The sequence below is a fragment of the Streptomyces sp. CA2R106 genome (assembly GCF_037034245.1).
Classification (GTDB): Bacteria; Actinomycetota; Actinomycetes; order Streptomycetales; family Streptomycetaceae; genus Actinacidiphila.
This window is the reverse complement of the sequence record NZ_JBAGKC010000003.1, coordinates 71,295-91,164: the sequence shown is the minus strand read 5'-3', so window position 1 is coordinate 91,164 and position 19,870 is coordinate 71,295. Positions and strand designations below refer to the sequence as shown.

Below are 19,870 nucleotides of genomic sequence, written 5' to 3'. Positions count from 1 at the left end.
ACCCGTGCCGCCCGCGGCCACGCCCCTTCCTGGAGACCTCCCGTGAACGTCCGTCAACCAGCCCTCGCCCTCACCGCCCTGATCGCCGCGCTGTCCCTGGCCGCCTGCTCCTCGTCCTCCTCCCGTTCGGCCCGCGCGGACGCCGGCGGCAGCGGCGCGACCGTCACCGTCCGCATCCCCGACGGCGGCAACTCCGGAGTGCTCGCCCTCGGACGCAAGGACGGCTCGCTCGCCAAGGCCCTGGCCAAGGTGCACGCCAAGGTGGCCTGGACCGGCACCGCGGGCGCCTTCGCCCCCGCCGCGCAGGAACTCGACGCCAACGCGCTGGACTTCGCCGAGGGCTCCATCACCTCCGCGATCGCCGCGCTCGCCCAGACCCCCGGCTTCAAGCTGTTCTCCGCCGTCGACCCCGACGAGCTGGGCGAGGGCATCCTGGTGAAGAAGGACTCCGGCATCAACAGCGTCAGCGACCTGGTCGGCAAGAAGGTCGCCGTCTGGCACGGCGGCACCAGCGAGTACCTGCTGCTCAAGGCGCTCCAGCAGAACCACATCCCCGCCGACAAGGTCAAGCGGGTCTACCTCCAGCCCAACCAGGTCGGCCCGGTCTTCAACTCCGGCCAGGTGGACGCCTGGTCGACCTGGGCGACGTACTCCGTCCCCGCCCTCGCCAACTCCGGCGCCCGCTTCCTGACCACCGGCGGCCAGGTCGGCTCGGACAACTACGCGGTCTGGGCGGTCCGCAACGGCTTCGCCACCCAGCACCCCGAGGTCGTCAAGGCGCTCTACGCCTACCTGCACGACGCCGGGCTGAAGCAGCAGCAGAACCCCGCGGCCTACCTCAACGTCAAGACCAGCTCGGGCCCCGAAGCCGTCAGCCCGGCCCAGCGCGCCGTCGAACTGCCCATCGACAAGGCGCTCGGCACCGCCCAGCCGATCGGCGCGACCCAGCTCGCGCACTTCGCGACCGTCGCGCAGTTCTTCGCCGCACAGAAGATCACCAAGGGCGTCTTCGACGTCAAGCCGTACGTCATCGACATCGACACGACCACTGCGAGCGCGAAGTGAGCGGCGCGCTCGCCGACACCCCCCTCGGCACCTCCACCGACCCGGTGGCGCCCGGGCTGGTCGCCCCGCGCCCGAAGACCGTACGGCCCAGGCCGCGCGCGCTCAGCCTGGGCCTGCGGCTGCTCGGCCCGGTCGCGCTGCTGCTGGTCTGGATCTGGGCGTCCGCCTCCGGCACGCTGAGCCCGTCGCTGCTCGCCTCGCCCCGCCAGGTGCTCTCCGCGTTCAAGGAGCTGTGGACCAGCGGACAGCTCGGCGACGCGCTGTCGGTGTCGCTGACCCGCGCCGGGCTCGGCCTGCTCATCGGCGCCTCGGCCGGACTCGTCCTCGGCGTGCTGACCGGCTTCTCCCGGCTCGGCGAGGAACTCCTCGACTCCTCCATGCAGTTGCTGCGCACCATCCCGTTCCTGTCCCTGGTGCCGCTGTTCATGGTCTGGTTCGGCATCGGCGAGACCGCCCGGGTGGTGCTGATCGCGGTCGCGACCAGCTTCCCGATGTACGTCTCGGCCGCCGGCGGGGTGCGCAACACCGACCGCAAACTCGTGGAGGCCATGCGCAGCTTCGGGATGGGCCGGCTGGCGCTGGTCCGCGAGGTGGTGCTGCCCGGGGCGCTGCCCGCGCTGCTGTCCGGGCTGCGGCTGTCGATGACGCTCAGCGTGATCGCGCTGATCGCCGCCGAGGAGATCAACTCCACCGCTGGCATCGGCTACCTGATGTCCACCGCGCAGGAGTACAGCCGCACCGACATCCTCACGGTCTGCATCCTCATCTACGCGCTGATCGGACTGGTCGCGGACGGCAGCGCCCGGCTGCTGGAACGGGTGCTCATGCCGTGGCGGACGCAGGGGGCCGCGCGATGAGCGAGCCACTGACGTCCAAGGCGTCCCAGGCACCCGGCGGGCCCGGCGGCCGCGCCGCCGCCGTCCGCATCCGCGGCCTGCGCCGTACCTTCGGCGGCCGCGACGTGCTCGACGGCCTCGATCTCGACATCGCGCAGGGCGAGTTCCTCGCGCTGCTCGGCGCCAGCGGCACCGGGAAGACCACGCTGCTGCGGATCATCGGCGCGCTCGACCGCCATGACGGGGGCAGCGTGCTGGTCCCCGAGTCGCGCACCGTCGTCTTCCAGGAGCCGCGTCTGGTGCCGTCCAAGCGGGTGCTGGCCAATGTCACGGTCGCGCTGCCGCGCGGGGCGCGCACCAAGGAGACCGGGCGGCGGGCCCTGGCCGAGGTCGGGCTCGACCGGCACGAGGACGCCTGGCCGGCCACCCTGTCCGGCGGCGAGGCCCAAAGGGTCGCGCTGGCCCGTGCGTTGATCCGCGAGCCGGAACTCCTGCTGCTGGACGAGCCGTTCGCCGCGCTCGACGCGCTGACCCGGCTGCGCATGCACGAGCTCGTCGGCGAACTCTGCCGCCGCCACCGGCCCGCCGTCCTGCTCGTCACCCACGACGTCGACGAGGCGATCCGGCTCGCCGACCGGGTGGCCGTCCTGCGCGACGGCCGCCTCGCCTCCGACGAGCGCATCACCCTCGACCACCCCCGCGACAGCGCCGACCCCCGCTTCGCCGCCCTCCGCACCCGCCTGCTGTCCACCCTCGGGGTCCATCCCGCCACCCCGCCCGCCGCCGCCCCCGAGCCGCCTCCCGCGGACGGTCCGGCGGGCGGCGGACCACGTACCGGCTCAACTTCCCTCGTGACCAAGGAGCGTTCCGCATGACCGTCAACATCGGTGTCCACAAGGCCAATCCGTCGCTGTACTACCTGTCGCGGCTCGGGCTGCTCGAAGAGGCGCTGGCGGAGGCGGGGGAGAGCGTGGTGTGGCACCAGGCGGGTGGCCTGGCGACCGCGGGCGCGCTCGCCGACGGCACCATCGACTTCGGCGGGACCGGGTCGACGCCGCCGCTGTCGGCCCAGGCCGACGGGCACGACCTGGTGTACGCCGCGGTGTCCGCGCCGCGCCCCGGGCACGGTGCGCTGCTGGTGCGCGCGGACAGCGACATCGCCTCGCCCGCGGACCTCGGGGGCCGCACCGTGCAGCTCGCGATCGGCTCGTGGCAGACCCACTTCGTGGCGAAGTCCCTGGCCCTGCAGGGCCTTTCCTACGGCGCCGACATCACCGCCCAGCGCTCGGACGACGGTTCGTACGCGCGGCTGCTGGACGGCGGCATCGACGCGTGGGTGGCGCAGGGCGCGGAACTGACGGCGGCCCGCCGGGACAGCCGGCTGCGCACCCTGGCCGAGGCGGGCGACCTGATCGCCGACCGCTCGGTGTTCTTCACCCGCCGCGAACTGGCCGACACCCGACCGGAGCTGGTCGAGACCATCGTGCAGGCGCTGCGGGCGGCCGACAGCTGGGCCGCCGAGCACCTGGACGAGGCCGCCGAGATCGCCGCGGCCGACCAGGGCGGCAGCGCGCCGGACTGGCGGGAGGCACTGGCGGCACTGCCCTGGCGGCTGGAGCCGGTCTCGGACGCCTTTGTCGCCGAGCAGCAGGAGGCCGCCGACATCCTCGCCGCCGCGGGCTTCCTGGCCCGCCCCATCACCGTGGCGGACGCCCGCCACCCCGGCCTGGACGCCGCCGCCGCCCGCGCCCTGGCCGCCACGCCCGCCGCATCCTCGGAGAAGTGACCGTGCCCAGCCCCGAGATCCTCTGGTACATCATCCCGCGCGAAGGCGCCTACCCCTGGGAGCCGGCCGGCCGCCGCACCACCGACCTGGCCTACCTCCAGCAACTCGGTGTCGCCGTCGACCGGTCGGGCTACGACGGCGCGCTGTTCGCCACCGACCTGTACGACGTGTGGCTGCTGGCCAGCGCGATCGCCGCCCAGACCCGGCCGAGCTTCAAACCGCTGCTCGCGGTCCACCCCGGGCTCATCTCGCCCACCGTGCTCGCCAAGATGGCCCTGACCTTCGCCCACCTCTTCGGCCCGGACCGGCTGCGCTTCAACGTCGTCAACGGCTCCACCGAGGCCCTGCGCCAAGCGGGCCTGAACCTGGAGCACGACGAGCGGTACGAACTCAGCGCCGAGTACTGGGACATCGTCAAACGGCTCACCGCCGGCGAGGTCTTCGACCACAAGGGTCGCTTCTACGACCTGACGAACGCCGGCGCCGCCCTGCGCGAACTGGCCCCGCTCCAGGGCGGCGTGCACACCCCGCTGTGGTTCGGCGGGTCCTCCGCGCCCGGCATCGAGATGGCCGCGCAGCACGTCGACGTCTACCTCACCTGGGGCGAGCCGCCGCACCTGCTGAAGGAGAAGCTCGACCGGGTGCGCGAGCGCGCCGCCCACCACGGCCGCGAACTGCGCCTGGGCCTGCGGCTGCACCTCATCGTGCGCGACACCGAGGAGCAGGCGTGGGCCGCCGCCGACCGGCTGCTGGACGTCACCAGCCAGGCGACGTACACCCGGATGCTCGGCGACCCCGGGAGCAAGGACGGCGAGGGCTGGGCCCGGCAGTTCCGGCAGCACGGCGGGCGGGTGCCCAAGCACGCACGGGAGTTGGAGAAGCACCCCAACCTGTGGCCGGGCATGAGCCTGTTCCGGCCGGGCCCCGGCACCGCCGTGGTCGGCTCCACCGCCCAGGTCATCGAACGGCTGCGGGAGTTCCAGGAGCTGGGCGTGGACACCTTCATCCTGTCCGGCAACCCGCTGCTGGAGGAGTCCTACCGCATCGCCGAGACGGTGCTGCCCGCGCTGCGGGGCAGCGCCTGATGAACGACCTGGTGGCGCAGGCCCGTTCGCTCGGCCTCGACCGGCTGCGGCGGCAGCTGCACGCGCACCCGGAGACCGGCCTGCACCTGCCCCGCACCCAGCAGGCGGTGCTCGCCGCGCTCGACGTGCCGGGCGTGGCGGCCACCCCGGGCAGCGCGCTCAGCTCGGTGGTGGCGGTGGTCTCCGGCGTACGCCCGGGGCCCACGGTGCTGCTGCGGGCCGACCTGGACGCGCTGCCGTTCCCGGGCGGGCCGCGCCACGTGTGCGGCCACGACCAGCACGCCGCGATGCTGGTCGGGGCCGCGCACCTGCTCGCCGCCCGGCGGGAGGACTTCGCCGGCGACGTCCTGCTGATGTTCCAGCCGGGGGAGGAGGGGCACGACGGCGCCCGGCTCATGCTCGCCGAGGGCCTGCTGGAGACCACCGGCAGCCGCCCGGTCGCCGCGTACGCGCTGCACTCCAGCGCGTCGGCGCCGGCGGGCGTCTTCAGCAACGCGGCCGGACCCGCGCTGGCCGCCAATGGCACCCTGACCGTCACCCTGCACGGGCGCGGCGGGCACGGGGCCTGGCCGCACCGCGCCCGCGACCCGATCCCGGCGCTGGCCGCACTGGTCACCGCGCTGGGCGCGCTGCCGGCCCGGCGCTTCGACCCGTTCGACCCGGTGGTCCTCACCGTCGGGGCCCTGCACGCCGGTACCCGGCCGAACATCATCCCGGCGCAGGGCAGCCTCGAAGCGACCCTGCGGGCGCTGTCGGACACCGCGCTGGCCCGGCTCGCCGAGGAGGCCGGGCACGCCGCCCGCGGCATCGCCGCGGCCCACGGGCTCCAGGCACAGGTGGAGTACGCCCCCGGGTACCCGGCCACGGTGAACGACCGCGCCGAAGCCGACCTGGTCGGCCGGGCCGTGGCCGACCTGTTCGGCGCCGGGCGCTTCACCCGGGCCGCCCGCCCGGCGCTGGTGTCCGACGACATCGGCCGGGTGCTCGCCGAGGTGCCCGGGGTGATGACGAGCCTCGGCGCCTGCCCGCCCGGCCGCGACCCGGCCACCGCCCCGGGCAACCACGCGCCCGACGCGGTCTTCGACGACGCCGTGCTGCCCGACGGCGCCGCCCTGCTCGCCGAGGTCGCGCTGCGCCGCCTGTCCGCGGCGGCGGGCGGAGCGCTCACGGCGCCTCGCGCGGCTCCCGCAGGTCCCTGATCCGCTGGATCTTGCCCACCGACCGCTCCAGGGTCTCCGGGTCCACCACGCTGACCTCGACGCTCACCCCGACGCCGTCCTTGACGCCGCGGGCGATCGCCGCCGCCGCGGCCGCCCGCTGCTCGGGGCCCGCGCCGGGGCGCGCCTCGACCAGGACCGCCATGCGGTCCATCCGCGCGGGCCGGGTCAGCTCGATCCGGAAGTGCGGCGCGACCGCCGGGGTGCGCAGCACGATCTCCTCGATCTGGGTGGGGAAGACGTTCACCCCGCGCAGGATGATCATGTCGTCGCACCGCCCGGTGACCTTCGCCATCCGCCGCATCGCCGGGCGGGCGGTGCCCGGCAGCAGCCGGGTCAGGTCCCGGGTGCGGTAGCGGACCACCGGCAGCGCCTGCTTGGTGAGCGAGGTGAACACCAGCTCGCCGCCCTCGCCCGGCGCCATCACCTCGTCCGTGATCGGGTCCACCACCTCCGGCAGGAAGTGGTCCTCCCAGATGTGCAGGCCGTCCTTGCTCCCGGCGAACTCCTGCGCCACGCCCGGGCCCATCACCTCCGACAGCCCGTAGATGTCGACCGCGTCGATCCCGAACCGCTCCTCGATCTCCGCGCGCATCCCCTCCGTCCACGGCTCCGCGCCGAAGACGCCCACCCGCAGCGAGGTGCCGCGCGGGTCGACGCCCTGCCGCTCGAACTCCTCCAGCAGCGTCAGCATGTAGGAGGGGGTGATCATGATGATCTCCGGCCGGAAGTCCCGGATGATCTGCACCTGCCGCGCCGTCATCCCGCCGGACGCGGGGATCACGGTGCAGCCGGCCCGCTCGGCGCCGTAGTGCGCGCCCAGCCCGCCGGTGAACAGCCCGTAGCCGTAGGCGACATGGACCTTGTGGCCCGGGCGGCCGCCGGCGGCCCTGATCGAGCGGGCCACCACCTCCGCCCACACCGCGAGGTCCTGCTCGGTGTAGCCGACCACCGTCGGCCGCCCCGTGGTGCCGCTGGACGCGTGCAGCCGCCGCACCTCCCGCATCGGCACCGCGAACATCCCGAACGGGTACGCCGCCCGCAGGTCCGCCTTCGTGGTGAACGGGAAGTGCGCGAGGTCCGCCAGGCTCCGGCAGTCCTCGGGCCGTACCCCGGCCGCGTCGAACTTCTCCCGGTAGGCGGGCACGTGCTCGTACGCGTGCCGCAGGGTCGCCTGGAGGCGGCCCAACTGGAGCGCGGCCAGCTCGTCGGGCCCCATCCGCTCCGCAGGGTCCAGCAGTTCGTCCGGGACGCTCCCGCCCATGCCACTCTCCCTCGCGCTCCACGCCGAGCCGCACCGCCGGACCGACCGATCGTTCGGTCCGGCTTTGCTGCCAACGAATCAGCAACGGCTCGCGCTGTCAAGGGCTTGTTCCGCGCCTCGCGCCGATCGCCGCAGCTCAGCGCGGCGGGCCGCCCTCCGCGTCCTGCGCGGCGCCCGCCTCCTGCGCCGTGTCCCTGCGGCGCGCCCGGGCCCGGTACCCGGCGACCTTCGCGAGGTTGCCGCAGCGCTCCATCGAGCACCAGCGGCGCCGCCCGGCCTGGGAGTCGTCCACGAACAGCAGCGAGCACACCGGGTTGCCGCACTCCTTGACCCGGCCCGCGACCGGCCCGCCGAGCAGCAGCACCCCGTCGCGCGCCACCGTCGCCAGCGCCGCCCCCGCGACCGGCCCGCGGTGCTGCCAGCGCACCTCCGCCCCGCCCGCCTCCGCTGCCTGGTCGCCCACCGCGAGCTGCGGCGCCAGATCCGGCAGCACCGCGACCCGGTTGACCACCGCGATGTCCGTCCTGCTGTACGGCCGGCCGGCCATCGCCGCGCGCACCAGGCGGTTCAGCGCCTCCCGCAGCACCCTCGCCTGGGCGAGCCCGGCCGCACCGACCTGCGGCGCCGCCGCGCCGGTGGGCAGCAGCCCGGCAGCGTCGAACCAGCGGGCCAGCGCGGCGGGCTCGGGCAGCCGCTCGACCGGGTCGGTGTGACGCTTGCCGAGGGTGGCCACGAAGTCCAGGCACACCCGGCCGCCCACGAAGCGGAAGCCCGGCCCGCTCTCGCCGCTCGCCGCGTCCGGCACCTCGGAGGCGCCCCCACCGCCCGCACCGCCCGCACCGCCCCCGCCCCGCCGCCCGCCGCCTGCCGCGCCCGCTGCCGAACCCGTCGTCGCCATGCCCCGACGGTAGCAGTTGACACTCGTTGAAGCAGTGTCACACAGTGGGGGCAGCTCACTGAGCGCCGCGCGGCCCGGCGCCGGGCCGCGCGCCTGAGACACCGACACAAGACAGGTGACTGCACCATGCGCGCGGTACGGATCGACACGTTCGGCGGCCCGGAGGTCCTCACCCCGGTCGAGCTGCCCGACCCCGTGCCGGGCCCGGGCGAGGTCCTGGTCCGGGTCGAGGCGGCGGGCGTCAACCGCGCCGACGCGCTCGCCCGCGCCGGGACCTACCACCGCGCCCGCCCGCTGCCGCTGATCCTCGGCCTGGAGGCGGCCGGCACCGTCGCCGCCCTCGGGGAGGGCGTGACCGGCCCGGCGCCCGGCACCCGTGTGATGGCCATGAGCGGCGGTGCCGCGGGCCTGTACGCGGAACTCGCCGTGGTGCCCGCCGGCCGCGTCGTCCCGCTGCCGGACGGTGTGGACCCGGTCGCGGCCGCGGGGATGCCCATCGCCTGGGTCACCGCCTGGTACTGCCTGCACCGGCTCGCGCGGCTGGCGGAGGGCGAGACCGTCGTCGTACAGGCCGCCGCGAGCGGCGTGGGCAGCGCCGCGGTCCAGATCGCCGCACACGCCGGCGCCCGGGTGATCGCCGCCGCCCGCAGCAGCGAGAAGGTGAGCTGGGCGGCGGGGTTCGGCGCCCACGCCGTCCTGGACACCTCGGCCTTCCCGGGCGAGGCCGCCGTGGAGGAGGTGCTGCGGCTGACCGGCGGCCGCGGCGCCGATGTCGTCCTGGACGCCGTCGGGGGCGACGTCTTCGCGCAGAGCCTGCGCCAGGTCGCCTTCGCGGGGCGGGTCGTCTCCCTGGCCAACGTCGCGCTGCGGCCCAGCACCGTGGACACCCGCGACTTCTACCCGAAGAACGCGTCCATCCACGGCTTCCAACTCACCGGCCTGGTCGAACACGGCTACGACCCCCGGCCCGACCTGGGCGGGATCGCCGCGCGCGTGGCGGCGGGCACCTACCGGGTGCCCGTGGAGGCCACCTTCCCGCTGGAGGAGGCCGCCCGCGCCCACGAGCGTCTGGAGGACCGCCTCAACCGCGGCAAGATCGTCCTCACCGTGCAGGACCGAGCCGCGCGGCCCTGACCGCGCGGCCTGGCCCGGGCGCGTCCGGCCGCGGTCCGCGGTCCGCCTCCGGGGTGGCGGTCACAGCTCCGTGGCGCCCGCGAGGAGCGCGGAGGCGAGCCGGGCGAGCTCGTCGCGCTGCCCGCCGTCGAGCGCCGCGGTCAGCTCCTCGATGCGGCGGCCGACGTCCGCGGCGCCGGCGCGGGCGAGCCGCTGCCCCTCCTCCGTCAGCGACACCAGGACGGCGCGACCGTCGTGCGGCGAGGTGGTGCGGCGCACCAGCCCGCGCCGCTCGGCCCGGTCGACCAGCCCGGTCATGCTCGATTTGTCCAGCCCCAGGTGCTGCGCGAGCGCCTGCATGCCGGGCTGGCGGTCGCGCAGCACGCCGAACAGGCGCAGCTGCACCACCGACAGCCCGTGCTCGGCCGCGGCCTTCGCCAGCACGCCCTGCACCAGGAACGACAGCTGCACCAGGCTGTCCACGATCCCGAGACTGGCTGTCCCGGCGTCTTCGGGCACCCGGTGTCCGGGCGCTCGGTCTGCGGAGGCCGGTGCGGCGGTGGCGGCGGCTGCGTCATCGGGCATGCCGCCATCGTAGCTTGACCTAGTACGTGGCACCAACTAATTTGGTTGGTGTCACGTACTAATGCGTCGTGGCATCCCCGCGCCCCGAAGGAGCCGCCATGCGCGCCGCCGTCGTCCGTTCGTTCGACCACCCGCCCCGCTACGAGGAGTTCGCCGTGCCCGAGCCGGCCGGCGACCAGGTCCTGGTGGACGTGCTCGCCGCCGGACTGCACCCACGAGTCCGCTCCGGCGCCGACGGCACCCACTACACCAGCGATGGCCGCCTGCCGATGGTCCCCGGCGTCGACGCCGTCGGACGGCTGCCCGACGGCGGCCTGGTGTACTTCGTGGCCGGCGACGACGTGCCCGGCACGATGGCCGAGCAGGCCCTCCTCGACCCGCGCCGCGCCGTACCCCTGCCCGGGAACGCCGACCCGGTGGTCATCGCCGCGGCGATGAACCCGGCGATGTCCTCGTGGGTGGCGCTGCGCCGCCGGGTCGCCTTCGCGCCCGGGCAGAGCGTGCTGGTACTCGGCGCGACCGGCAGCGCCGGGCAGATGGCCGTGCAGGTCGCCCGCCGCCTCGGCGCGGCCCGGGTCGTGGCCGCGGGCCGGGACACGAGCCGGCTGGAGCAGCTCACCGCTCTGGGTGCGACCGCCCTGGTCCGTCTGGCCGGCGACCCCGAGCAGGCCGCCGCCCGGCTGGGCGAGGCCGCCGCCGACGTGGACGTGGTCATCGATTACACCTGGGGCGCCCCCACCCAGCTGGCCATCCCCGCCCTGCTCACCCGCAGGACCGACCGCAGCGCGGCACTGGACTGGGTCCAGATCGGCTCGACGGCCGGGCCGGACATCACCCTGCCCTCCTTCGTGCTGCGCGCGGCCAACCTGCGCATCATGGGCAGCGGCCAGGGCTCCCTGACCGCCGCCGGCATCGTCGCCGAACTGCCTGACCTGGTCGCCGAACTGGCCGCCGGCACGCTCACCGCCGCCGCCCGGGCGGTGCCGCTCGCCGACATCGAGCACGCCTGGACCGCGCCCGCCGAACCCGGGCGGCGCCTGGTGCTGACCCCCGCCGCGCAGCCGTTCCCTCCGCTGGCGGACACCCCCGGTGCGCGGTAGGACGGAAGTGCGAAGCCGCGATCCGCGGGCAGGCGACCGCTCAAGGACGAAAGCCAGGCCGCCAGAAGGGAAGGGCTACCGTGGCACGACCGAAGATCCTCGTGGTGGGCGCCGGCTTCGCCGGAGTGGGGTGCGTACGGCGGCTGGAGCGCAGACTCGGCGCCGAGGAAGCCGACCTCGCCCTGGTGACGCCGTTCTCCTACCAGCTGTACCTGCCCCTGCTGCCGCAGGTCGCCTCCGGCATCCTGACCCCGCAGTCCATCGCGGTGTCGCTGCGCCGCAGCCACCGCTACCGCACCCGGATCATCCCCGGCGGCGCGATCGGCGTGGACACCAAGGCGAAGGTCTGCGTGGTCCGCAGCGTCACCGGCGAGATCGTCAACGAGCCGTACGACTACATCGTGCTGGCCCCCGGGAGCGTCACCCGCACCTTCGACATCCCCGGGCTCGCCGACCACGCGCGCGGCATGAAGACCCTCGCCGAAGCCGCCTTCATCCGCGACCACGTGATCGCGCAGCTCGACCTCGCCGACGCCAGCAACGACGAGGCCGAGCGCGCCGCGCGCCTGCAGTTCGTCGTCGTCGGCGGCGGCTACGCCGGCACCGAGACCGCCGCCTGCCTCCAGCGCCTGACCACCAACGCGCTGTGCCGCTACCCGCGGCTGGACCCGCGGCAGATCAAGTGGCACCTGATCGACATCGCGCCGAAGCTCATGCCCGAGCTCGGCGACAAGCTCGGCCGCAGCGCGCAGCAGATCCTCCGCGACCGCGGCATCGACATCTCGCTCGGCGTGTCCGTCGCCAAGGCGGGCCCCGACGAGGTCACCCTGACCGACGGCCGGGTGCTGCCCTGCCGCACCCTGATCTGGACCGCGGGCGTCACCGCGAGCCCGCTGATCGGCACGCTCGACGCGGAGACCGTCCGCGGCCGGCTCGCGGTCACCGCCCAGATGACCGTGCCGGGCCGCTCGGGGGTCTTCGCCCTCGGCGACGCCGCCGCCGTACCCGACCTCGCCAAGGACGAGGAGGGCGCGGTCTGCCCGCCCACCGCCCAGCACGCCATGCGCCAGGGCCGCACCGTGGCCGACAACGTCATCGCGACACTGCGCGGCCGCCCGCTCCAGCCCTACGTGCACCACGACCTCGGCCTGGTGGTGGACCTCGGCGGCCGCGACGCGGTCTCCAAACCGCTCGGCATCGAGCTGCGCGGCATGGTCGCGCAGGCCGTCGCCCGCGGCTACCACCTGTCGGCGATGCGCACCAATGTCGCCAAGACCCGGGTGCTGACCAACTGGCTGCTCAACGCGGTCGCCGGGGACGACTTCGTCCGGATCGGCTTCCTGGCCCGCACCCCGGCCGCGATGCGGGACTTCGAGTACACCGGCGCCTACCTGACACCCGAGCAGGTCCGCGAGCACGCCGCGGGCGCCGGCCTCCAGCAGAAGTGACGCCCGGCCCGGCCCCGGGCACCGCATCCGGCCCGCCCGGGTCCGCGCCGCCCGCGCCGGGTGGCATGATCGGAGCGTGGCAGACCGCATCACCGCCGCTTGTGACGGCGCGTCCAAAGGAAATCCCGGCCCGGCCGCCTGGGCCTGGGTCATGGCCGACGCCTCGGGCGAGCCCGAGCGCTGGGAAGCGGGCCCGCTGGGCACCGCGACCAACAACGTCGCCGAACTCACCGCCCTGGAGAGGCTGCTGACCGCCGCCGACCCGGCGGTGCCGCTGGAGGTCCGGATGGACTCCCAGTACGCGATGAAGGCGGTCACCAGCTGGCTGCCGGGCTGGAAGCGCAACGGCTGGAAGAACTCCGCCGGCAAGCCCGTGGCCAACCAGGAGCTGGTGGTCCGCATCGACAACCTGCTGGCCGGGCGCACCGTCGAGTTCCGCTACGTGCCCGCGCACCAGGTCGACGGCGACCGGCTCAACGACTTCGCCGACCGGGCCGCCAGCCAGGCCGCCGTCGCCCAGCAGCCGGCCGGCAGCGCCGCCGGCTCCCCGGCGCCGCCGCCCGCGCCGGCCGCCAGCCGCAAGCCGCCCAAGGGCGCCGCCCGCGCCGCCGGGGGCGCCGCCGCCCCGGCCGGCGGCGTGTCCGGCGCCTCGGGCGCGGTGCGCACCCTGAAGGCGAAGTACCCCGGCCGCTGCCGCTGCGGGCGCCCCTACGCCGCGGGCGAGCCGATCACGAAGAACCCGGACGGCTGGGGCCACCCGGACTGCCGCTGACGCCGTCGGGCCCCGGACCGAGCGCGGCCCGCGGCTCCCGGTAGCGCAGCAGCAGCATCGCCGCGTCGTCGTGCAGCGGCCCCCCGGTGTGCGCGATCAGGTCAGCCCGCAGCGCCTCCAGCGCGCGCTGCGGGTCGGGGTCGGCCAGCAGGTGCGCCCGCTCGCCCAGCGGGTAGAACGCCCCGGCCGGATCGCGCGCCTCGGTGACGCCGTCGGTGTACAGCAGCAGCTGGTCGCCCGGGCGGAAGTCCACCTCGAACGGCGGCGGCAGCTCCGCCGGCCGCAGCCCCAGACCCAGCGGCAGCGCGTACTGCGGCGGCTCGGGGAAGTCCACCTTCCCGCCGGGGCGGACCAGCATCGGCGGCGGGTGGCCGAAGTTCAGCAGCGTGGTGCGGCCGAGCGGATCGATCTGCGCCATCACCGCCGTCACGAACTTCTCGCCGCTCAGCGTACGGTCCGCCGCGCGCCGCACCCGGCCGCCCACGCCCTCCAGGGTCGGCTCGTCATGGGCCGCCTCCCGGAACGCGCCCACCACCACCGCGGCCGTCTCCACCGCCGCCAAACCCTTGCCCTGCACATCGCCGATGACCACCCGCACCCCGGCCGGCGTCGGCACCACCTCGTACAGGTCCCCGCCGATCCGCGCCTCGGTCACCGCCGAGGTGTACGACACGGCCGCCCGCAGCCGCCCGGCGCTGCGCGGTACCGGCCGCAGCAGCACCCGCTGCGCGACCTCCGCGATGGACCGGACGTTCGCCAACTCCGCCTCGCGCCGCTGCCGGGTGACCGCGGCGATCACCGCGGCCACGGTCACCCCGACCACGGCGCCGATCGAGGCGAAGCCGCGCCGCTGGCCGAAGAGGCCGTCGACCTCGCCCAGCGCGCACACCACGGCCACCGCCAGCGCGCCGATCACCGCGGTGCGCTGCCAGGAGCCGACCAGCCCGGCGAAGGCCGGGCCGAGCGAGACCAGCGGCAGCACCCCGACGCTCTGCCCGCCGATCCCGTCGGCCAGGGCCACCACGGCCATCACCGCGTACGGCAGCACCGTCAGCGGCAGCGGCGCCGACGGCCGCTCCATGCCGGCCGGCAGCCGGCTGCTGCCGCTGTCGTCGAGCAGGTCCGCGCCGCCCTCGGCGCCCTCGGGGCCGACGACGGCGCCGCCGTACGCGTCCCCGTCGGTCCGCGGGGCGTCCGGCGTCTCCTGCGGGCGCCCGGCCCGGCCTCGTCGCAGCACGCTCACCTCACCTTCCCCGTCCGCCAGGTTAGGCCCGTACCGGCCGGTCGGCCCGCCGGTCCCCACCTGCCGTTACCGCATCGAGCCCTGCTCCGGGCGCCGCGTGCCCCGGGGCGTACGCCGCGGCTCAGGACGGCGGATTGCCGGTCCGGCCCGCGGTGAAGGGGGTGATCTCGAACATGTCGTCGCAGTCGGTGACCTGCCCGGCGAACGTCAGGGACGCCTTGCTGCCCGGCGGGTACATCTTCAGCCGCGCCGAGGTGGCCAGGCAGGTGCCCTGCTGGTCGACGGTGTGGATGGTGGCGCTGGCGGCGCCCCCGGGGGCGAGCACGACGGGGGAGTAGTCCAGCGTCCTGCGGGTGGCGGGCCGGCCGATCTGCGTGCCGTTCGCGTCGAGCATCGACAGGCCCGGGTAGCCGGTGACGTGGCAGGACGCCGTGCCGGTGTTGGTGATCACCAGGTAGCGGTAGAGGTTGCCCGCGCCCGCGTCGCTGCCGCCCAGGCTCGCCGACAGCTGCGCGGCGGTGCACATCGGGGTGGCATCCGGCGTGGTCGGGGAAGCGCTCGGTGCGCCGCCCGCCGCGCCCGGCGGGGTGGCGGTCGCCGACGGTGTGGACATCGCCCGGCCCGCGGACGGCGTGGGGCGCTGACCGCCGGTGGCGCTGGGCGCCGCGGCGGTGTGCGTGGGCTTCGGCGAGAGCGCGGGGCCGCTGCTGGCCAGCGAGCGGTCGGCGGGCGGGCCGACCACCTGCCCGTCGCCGCCGGGGGAGACCACACCGGTCAGGAACAGCGCGCCCGCGACCACCGCGGCGGCCGCGGTGCCGCCGGCCAGTGCCCGCACCCGGCGCCGGCGCGCGGCCCGCCGCCGGACACGCTCGAACGCGCCGGGCGGAGGCGCCAGATAGCCGCCCGCGGGCCGCAGCAGCCGCTCCAGGGGGTCGTCGGCCCCGTCCGCGCCGCGGGCCGGCCCGTTTGGCCCGCCGGGGCCGGTGCCGTCCGGGGGAAGCGCGGGGCCGTCAGGAAATCCGGTCATGGTGCTCCCCGAGCTTGGCGCGCAGGTGTTCGCGGGCGGCGTGCAGATCGGCCTTGACGGTGCCCTCCCGGCGGCCGAGCAGGGCCGCCACCTCCCGGACCGGCAGGTCGGCGAAGTAGTACAGCAGCGCCGGGTCGCGCAGCCGCTCCGGCAGCGACTGCACCAGCATCCGCACCGTGGGGTCGGCCGCCTCCGGCTGCTGCTTCACCGCTTCCTCCGTCTTCACCCGGCGCAGCGCGCGCCGTTCGCGCTCCAGTCTGCGCCAGTGGTCGCGCACCAGGTTGGCCGCGGTCACGTAGAGGAAGCCGCTGGGCTCCTCCACCTTCGTCCAGCGCGCCCACAGCCGGGTGAACGCCTCGGCGGCGATCTCGTGCGCGGTCCCGTCGTCGTCCACCAGCTTGCGCACCCAGCCCGCCAGCCGCGGGTACAGGGCCGCGAACAGCTCGGAGGCGGCGCGCTCTTGAGACCGGATGGTCGCTCCTCCTGCTTCTCGTCGTGGCTCCGCCGACCGTACCGGTCCCGTGAGGCCGAGCGGACCGGCGGGCGCCATCCGGCTCACGCCCCGGAGACCAGTGAGGCGTACACGATCACGTTGTCCGGGTAGCCGCCGCCCCCGCTGATCCGGGTGCCGCCGCAGGTGATGAGACGCAGTTCGGGGTGGTCGACGTTCCCGTACACCGACGACGTCGGGAAACGGGACTTCGCGACGGTCTGCACCCGGTCGACGGAGAAGGTCGCCACCGAGCCGTCCGCCCGGGTCACCGCGATGGTCTCGCCCGCGCGCATCCGGTCCAGGTGCAGGAAGACCCCGTCGCCGTAGGCGCCCACCGTGACATGGCCGAGCAGCACCGACGGGCCGAGCTGCCCGGGCGTCGGCGAGCCGTCGTACCAGCCCGCGGGCGCGTCCTTGGCGATCGGCGGGACCTGCACCTGGCCGTCGGACGCCAGGCCCAGCGCCATGACGGGGGTGTCCACGCCGATCGACGGGATGCGCAGCCGCGAGGGCACCGAACGCGCCATCGGGCCCGGGGCGTTCGCCGCCGACGGAGTGCCGCCCGCGCCCGGGGCGGTGGCCGCCGGGGCGGTGGCGGCGGGCGTCACCGAGCCGCCGTCGGACGGAGTCTGCGCGGGCGCGGTCGACTGGCACCCGCACAGCAGCGCCAGACCCGCCGCGAGCGCGCACAGGGCGCCCCCGCGGCGGTTCCGGCGGCCGGCGGCCCCCTGGCGTACGGCGGTCACGCCGGCCGGACCTTTCAACGGCCGGCCCGCACCTTGCGGCGCAGCGCCACCGCGACGCCCGCGGCACCGAGCGCGGCCACACCCGCGCCGGTCGCCGCGAGCACGGTGGAGTCGCTGCTGTGCGAGCCGGTCGCCGCCAGGCCCGTGTCGGGGGCGCCCGAGGGCACCGTCGGCACCTGCGCCCCGCCGCTGGTGCCCGTGGTCGGCGCGGCGGTGGGCGCCCCGGTCGGCGCGGACGTCGGGGTGCCGCCGTCGTTGCCGCCCGTGCCCGCGGCCAGCGGGGTGATGGCGAACGTGTCGTAGCAGTCGGTGATGACGCCGGGGATGGTCAGCGACGCGGTGTTCCCCGGCGGGTAGACCTTCAGCTTCGTGGACGCCGGCAGGCAGGTGCCCTGGTGGTTGACGGTGTGGATGGTGTCGCTCGCCGAGCCGCCGGGCCGCAGCACGACCGCGGAGTAGGTGCGGGCGTCCCGCGTGGCGGGCCGGCCGATCTGCGTGCCGTTCGCGTCGAGCATCGACAGGCCCGGGTAGCCGGTCAGGTGGCAGGTGGCGGTGCCGGTGTTGGTCAGCACCAGGTAGCGGTAGAGGTTGCCGGCGCCCGCGTCGCCGCCGCCGAGGGCGGCGCTGAGCTGCGCGGTGGCGCACATCGGGGTGCCCGAGGCGTCGGCTGGGGGCGCGGTGGCCGTCGCGGGTGCGGCGCCCAGCGCGGTCAGCGCGAACACCGCGGCCCCGGCGGCCCCGGCGGCGAGTGAACTCCTGCGCATGTCCTGCTCCTTGTCTCCCCGGTTGTCGTGCCCAGGCCCCTCCCGGGGCGGTCTCCCCGGGCGACTCGCGGAACCCGTCGTCCGGAATCGGCAGCAGAGACGACAGAGCCCGCGGCCGGGTTGTAAAGAACTGTCAAAGTCGCTCCGGCGGCCCCAACGACCTTGCTGACCAGGCGACTTCGGGATTCGGCCGACCCTCACTACGATCAGTGCGATGATCATCCGAAAGCTACTGGCCGCCGGTACGGCCTGCGGGCTGATGGCCGCACTGGCCTGCGGCCTCGTGCCGGCCACCGCCCATGCGGGGGAGCCCGTGCCCGGGGCCACCGCCAAGGTCGAACTCGTCCTGGACGTCAGCGGTTCGATGAGCGCCAAGGACATCGACGGGCAGTCCCGGATGTCCGCCGCGAAGCAGGCCTTCGACGACGTGCTGGACTCCACCCCCCAGGACGTCGACCTCGGCATCCGCACCCTCGGCGCGAACTACCCCGGCGACGACCGCAAGACCGGCTGCAAGGACACCCGGCAGCTCTACCCCGTCGGCGCCCTCAACCGCGACCAGGCCAAGAGTGCCGTCGCCACCCTCCAGCCCACCGGCTGGACCCCGATCGGCCCCGCGCTGCTGGCCGCCGCCCAGGACATCAAGGGCGGAGGCGGCACCCACCGCCTGGTGCTCATCACCGACGGCGAGGACACCTGCGCCGCCAACCCCTGCGACGTCGCCCGGCAGATCGCCGCCCAGGGCGTCGACCTGACCATCGACACCCTCGGCCTCGTGCCCGACACCCACACCCGCAGCCAGCTCAGCTGCATCGCCGAGGCCACCGGCGGCACCTACACCACCGTCCAGCACCGCCAGCAGCTCACCACCAAGGTCACCCAGCTGGTCAAGCGCGCCACCGACACCGCGGTCACCCCCACCGCCGTCCAGGGCGCCGACACCTGCCAGGCCGCACCGGTCCTCAAGCGCGGCCTGTACACCGACCGCGAGACGTTCTCCCAGAACCGCTGGTACCGCGTCCAGGTCGAGCCCGGCCAGGAACTGCGCGCCTCCGCCACCGTCTCCGACGACCGCACCGTCAACGCCGACTACGGCGTGCTGCTGCGCGGCGTCACCCTGCACGGCCGCGAGATCGTCCGCGACGACGAGGGCGGCACCGGCCGCACCGACGCCGTCTCCGCCGGCATCCGCTACCCGAAGCCGGACGCCGACGACGACACCCCGGCCGAGACCGTGTGCCTCCAGGTCGGCAACTCCTTCTCCGCGCCCGCCTCGGTGAAGACCACCCCCGGGCTGCCGGTCGAGCTGTCCATCGACCTCGTGCACAGCCCCGACCAGCCCTCCGACGTCGCCTTCTACGGCCTGGGCCGCGGCTGGTGGCTGCTGGGCCTGCTCGCCGCCGTCGGCGCCGCCGCCGGACTGCTCACCGGCTGGGCCGCCCGCTGGCGCATGAACACCGGAGGGACCCGCTGATGCGCACCGCACGGCTGCTGGGCGCCGCCACCTTGCTGGCCGCCGCCGCACTGACCGCACTGACCGGCCCGGCCGCGGCCGATGACGCCACGGCCACCCCGGACCCCACGGCCACCGCGACCGGGTCCGACGCGCCGCCCACCCAGGCCGGCACCGACTTCCGCACCGCGACCGTCATCGACCAGGGCGTGCGCGCGACCGCCGACGCCTCGGCGGGCGACTACCTGTACTGGCAGTTCCCCGCCGACACCGGCCAGCACGTCACCGTGCACGCCACGGTCACCTTCCCCACCACCGCCACCCGGCACGGCGCGTCCACCTGGCAGGTCGACGTCTACGACGGCCTGCGCCGCCACCAGTCCTGCCGCTACGGCAACCAGACCGTCACCGCGGCCGCCGACGCGGCCTCCGTCGACCTCGTCTGCCACCTGCGCACCATCCGCTCCTGGTCCGAGCCGTGGGCGAACGACCCGCTGCGCGGCGCCTACTACGTTCGGGTGACCGTGCTCGACCTGCCCTCGACCGACCTCGGCCAGCCGGTGCAGGCCGCGGTCGAGGCCACCTCCGACGGCACCGCGGGCAGCCAGGCCGTCGACGGCTCGGTGGCACCGGTGGTCACCGCGGGCGGCCCGCGCGTCGCCCCCTCGGGCGGCTGGGCCGGCACCTGGTGGTCGCCGCGCTGGCTGTGGACGGGTGGCGGCGGCCTGCTCGCGGTCCTGCTCGCCTTCGGCGCGCACCGGCTCGCCCGCGGCCCGCTGCGCCCGCCCGCCCTCGCCCGGCCGCAGGCGTACGACCGCCCGGACCGGCCGCGGGAGCCGGCCGGGTACGGCGACTGAGGCAGCCGCAGTACCCGTCCGGAGCACCGCCCCGGTCCCCGGTGAGGGCCCGCCGCACCCGGCGGGCCCTCACCGCTGTCCGCCCGCCCGCCCGGGCCGGACCGACCCCGCCCGGTCA

The 19,870-nt window shown here is 75.5% G+C and carries 20 protein-coding genes; 12 read left to right on the top strand and 8 right to left on the bottom strand.

The window, feature by feature from the left end; genetic code table 11:
- Positions 1–42: 42 nt before the first annotated feature.
- From WA788_RS05975 to WA788_RS05950, 6 genes are read left to right on the top strand one after another with little or no spacing between them, the layout of a single operon-like run.
- On the top strand, positions 43–1,065 hold the full coding sequence (locus tag WA788_RS05975; protein WP_335972308.1) for an NrtA/SsuA/CpmA family ABC transporter substrate-binding protein: 1,023 nt from the start codon (positions 43–45) through the stop codon (positions 1,063–1,065).
- Positions 1,062–1,922 (top strand): ABC transporter permease, encoded by an 861-nt coding sequence (locus WA788_RS05970; protein ID WP_335972307.1) that lies wholly within the window; start codon positions 1,062–1,064, stop codon positions 1,920–1,922. Before WA788_RS05975 ends, WA788_RS05970 begins: the two co-directional genes overlap by 4 nt.
- A complete protein-coding gene (locus WA788_RS05965; protein ID WP_335972306.1) occupies positions 1,919–2,776 on the top strand; it encodes an ABC transporter ATP-binding protein in 858 nt (285 codons plus the stop codon). Before WA788_RS05970 ends, WA788_RS05965 begins: the two co-directional genes overlap by 4 nt.
- Positions 2,773–3,687, top strand: coding sequence for an ABC transporter substrate-binding protein (locus WA788_RS05960; RefSeq protein ID WP_335972305.1), 915 nt, complete (start codon positions 2,773–2,775; stop codon positions 3,685–3,687). The genes WA788_RS05965 and WA788_RS05960 overlap by 4 nt, the downstream gene beginning before the upstream one ends.
- On the top strand, positions 3,684–4,772 hold the full coding sequence (locus tag WA788_RS05955) for an LLM class flavin-dependent oxidoreductase (RefSeq protein ID WP_335972304.1): 1,089 nt from the start codon (positions 3,684–3,686) through the stop codon (positions 4,770–4,772). The genes WA788_RS05960 and WA788_RS05955 overlap by 4 nt, the downstream gene beginning before the upstream one ends.
- Entirely contained in the window at positions 4,772–5,971 is a 1,200-nt protein-coding gene (locus tag WA788_RS05950) for a M20 metallopeptidase family protein (RefSeq protein WP_335972303.1), read from the top strand. Before WA788_RS05955 ends, WA788_RS05950 begins: the two co-directional genes overlap by 1 nt.
- On the opposite strand, the gene paaK is transcribed toward WA788_RS05950, so the two are convergent.
- Together paaK and WA788_RS05940 are read right to left on the bottom strand one after the other, a co-directional pair.
- Positions 5,937–7,253: a phenylacetate--CoA ligase PaaK gene (paaK, locus tag WA788_RS05945; protein ID WP_335972302.1), complete on the bottom strand. Its 1,317-nt coding sequence runs from the start codon at positions 7,251–7,253 to the stop codon at positions 5,937–5,939. The two genes, WA788_RS05950 and paaK, sit on opposite strands and share 35 nt — an antisense overlap.
- Positions 7,254–7,389: 136 nt before the next feature.
- Positions 7,390–8,151: a CGNR zinc finger domain-containing protein gene (locus tag WA788_RS05940; RefSeq protein WP_335972301.1), complete on the bottom strand. Its 762-nt coding sequence runs from the start codon at positions 8,149–8,151 to the stop codon at positions 7,390–7,392.
- A 126-nt stretch (positions 8,152–8,277) separates the two neighbouring features.
- Between WA788_RS05940 and WA788_RS05935 the strand changes: the two genes are divergently transcribed.
- Positions 8,278–9,285 (top strand): quinone oxidoreductase family protein, encoded by a 1,008-nt coding sequence (locus tag WA788_RS05935; RefSeq protein ID WP_335972300.1) that lies wholly within the window; start codon positions 8,278–8,280, stop codon positions 9,283–9,285.
- A 60-nt stretch (positions 9,286–9,345) separates the two neighbouring features.
- On the opposite strand, the gene WA788_RS05930 is transcribed toward WA788_RS05935, so the two are convergent.
- Complete coding sequence (locus tag WA788_RS05930) at positions 9,346–9,849, bottom strand: MarR family winged helix-turn-helix transcriptional regulator (RefSeq protein ID WP_335972299.1); 504 nt, start codon at positions 9,847–9,849, stop codon at positions 9,346–9,348.
- Positions 9,850–9,947: 98 nt separating this feature from the next.
- On the opposite strand from WA788_RS05930, the gene WA788_RS05925 reads away from it, so the two are divergent.
- From WA788_RS05925 to WA788_RS05915, 3 genes are all read left to right on the top strand, one after another.
- Entirely contained in the window at positions 9,948–10,949 is a 1,002-nt protein-coding gene (locus tag WA788_RS05925) for a quinone oxidoreductase family protein (protein WP_335972298.1), read from the top strand.
- An 80-nt stretch (positions 10,950–11,029) separates the two neighbouring features.
- Positions 11,030–12,397 (top strand): NAD(P)/FAD-dependent oxidoreductase, encoded by a 1,368-nt coding sequence (locus WA788_RS05920; RefSeq protein ID WP_335972297.1) that lies wholly within the window; start codon positions 11,030–11,032, stop codon positions 12,395–12,397.
- A gap of 76 nt (positions 12,398–12,473) precedes the next feature.
- Positions 12,474–13,169, top strand: a complete 696-nt coding sequence (locus tag WA788_RS05915) for a ribonuclease H family protein (protein WP_335972296.1) — start codon at positions 12,474–12,476, stop codon at positions 13,167–13,169.
- On the opposite strand, the gene WA788_RS05910 is transcribed toward WA788_RS05915, so the two are convergent.
- The 5 genes from WA788_RS05910 to WA788_RS05890 all read right to left on the bottom strand — a co-directional run bounded on the left by WA788_RS05910 (position 13,126) and on the right by WA788_RS05890 (position 17,442).
- On the bottom strand, positions 13,126–14,250 hold the full coding sequence (locus WA788_RS05910) for a PP2C family protein-serine/threonine phosphatase (protein ID WP_335972990.1): 1,125 nt from the start codon (positions 14,248–14,250) through the stop codon (positions 13,126–13,128). The two genes, WA788_RS05915 and WA788_RS05910, sit on opposite strands and share 44 nt — an antisense overlap.
- Before the next feature lie 283 nt (positions 14,251–14,533).
- Positions 14,534–15,439 (bottom strand): DUF4232 domain-containing protein, encoded by a 906-nt coding sequence (locus WA788_RS05905; protein ID WP_335972295.1) that lies wholly within the window; start codon positions 15,437–15,439, stop codon positions 14,534–14,536.
- Positions 15,423–15,911, bottom strand: a complete 489-nt coding sequence (locus WA788_RS05900; RefSeq protein WP_335972987.1) for an RNA polymerase sigma factor — start codon at positions 15,909–15,911, stop codon at positions 15,423–15,425. The genes WA788_RS05905 and WA788_RS05900 overlap by 17 nt, the downstream gene beginning before the upstream one ends.
- A gap of 83 nt (positions 15,912–15,994) precedes the next feature.
- Entirely contained in the window at positions 15,995–16,678 is a 684-nt protein-coding gene (locus WA788_RS05895; protein ID WP_335972294.1) for a class F sortase, read from the bottom strand.
- 14 nt (positions 16,679–16,692) lie between these two features.
- Positions 16,693–17,442 carry a DUF4232 domain-containing protein gene (locus WA788_RS05890; RefSeq protein ID WP_335972293.1) on the bottom strand — a complete coding sequence of 250 codons (750 nt, stop codon included), beginning with the start codon at positions 17,440–17,442 and terminating at the stop codon, positions 16,693–16,695.
- 214 nt (positions 17,443–17,656) lie between these two features.
- On the opposite strand from WA788_RS05890, the gene WA788_RS05885 reads away from it, so the two are divergent.
- Positions 17,657–18,916 (top strand): VWA domain-containing protein, encoded by a 1,260-nt coding sequence (locus WA788_RS05885; protein WP_335972292.1) that lies wholly within the window; start codon positions 17,657–17,659, stop codon positions 18,914–18,916.
- Positions 18,916–19,752: a hypothetical protein gene (locus tag WA788_RS05880; protein WP_335972291.1), complete on the top strand. Its 837-nt coding sequence runs from the start codon at positions 18,916–18,918 to the stop codon at positions 19,750–19,752. The genes WA788_RS05885 and WA788_RS05880 overlap by 1 nt, the downstream gene beginning before the upstream one ends.
- The last annotated feature ends 118 nt before the right edge of the window (positions 19,753–19,870 follow it).

What these genes read in the sequence shown, in the direction of transcription:
- WA788_RS05965 (WP_335972306.1), top strand. Translation starts at nt 1,919, where the DNA reads ATGAGCGAGCCACTGACGTCCAAGGCGTCCCAGGCACCCGGCGGGCCC.
- WA788_RS05960 (WP_335972305.1), top strand. Translation starts at nt 2,773, where the DNA reads ATGACCGTCAACATCGGTGTCCACAAGGCCAATCCGTCGCTGTACTAC.
- WA788_RS05950 (WP_335972303.1), top strand. Translation starts at nt 4,772, where the DNA reads ATGAACGACCTGGTGGCGCAGGCCCGTTCGCTCGGCCTCGACCGGCTG.
- paaK (WP_335972302.1), bottom strand. Translation starts at nt 7,253, where the DNA reads ATGGGCGGGAGCGTCCCGGACGAACTGCTGGACCCTGCGGAGCGGATG.
- WA788_RS05940 (WP_335972301.1), bottom strand. Translation starts at nt 8,151, where the DNA reads ATGGCGACGACGGGTTCGGCAGCGGGCGCGGCAGGCGGCGGGCGGCGG.
- WA788_RS05935 (WP_335972300.1), top strand. Translation starts at nt 8,278, where the DNA reads ATGCGCGCGGTACGGATCGACACGTTCGGCGGCCCGGAGGTCCTCACC.
- WA788_RS05930 (WP_335972299.1), bottom strand. Translation starts at nt 9,849, where the DNA reads ATGCCCGATGACGCAGCCGCCGCCACCGCCGCACCGGCCTCCGCAGAC.
- WA788_RS05925 (WP_335972298.1), top strand. Translation starts at nt 9,948, where the DNA reads ATGCGCGCCGCCGTCGTCCGTTCGTTCGACCACCCGCCCCGCTACGAG.
- WA788_RS05910 (WP_335972990.1), bottom strand. Translation starts at nt 14,250, where the DNA reads ATGGAGCGGCCGTCGGCGCCGCTGCCGCTGACGGTGCTGCCGTACGCG.
- WA788_RS05905 (WP_335972295.1), bottom strand. Translation starts at nt 15,439, where the DNA reads ATGACCGGATTTCCTGACGGCCCCGCGCTTCCCCCGGACGGCACCGGC.
- WA788_RS05890 (WP_335972293.1), bottom strand. Translation starts at nt 17,442, where the DNA reads ATGCGCAGGAGTTCACTCGCCGCCGGGGCCGCCGGGGCCGCGGTGTTC.
- WA788_RS05885 (WP_335972292.1), top strand. Translation starts at nt 17,657, where the DNA reads ATGATCATCCGAAAGCTACTGGCCGCCGGTACGGCCTGCGGGCTGATG.
- WA788_RS05880 (WP_335972291.1), top strand. Translation starts at nt 18,916, where the DNA reads ATGCGCACCGCACGGCTGCTGGGCGCCGCCACCTTGCTGGCCGCCGCC.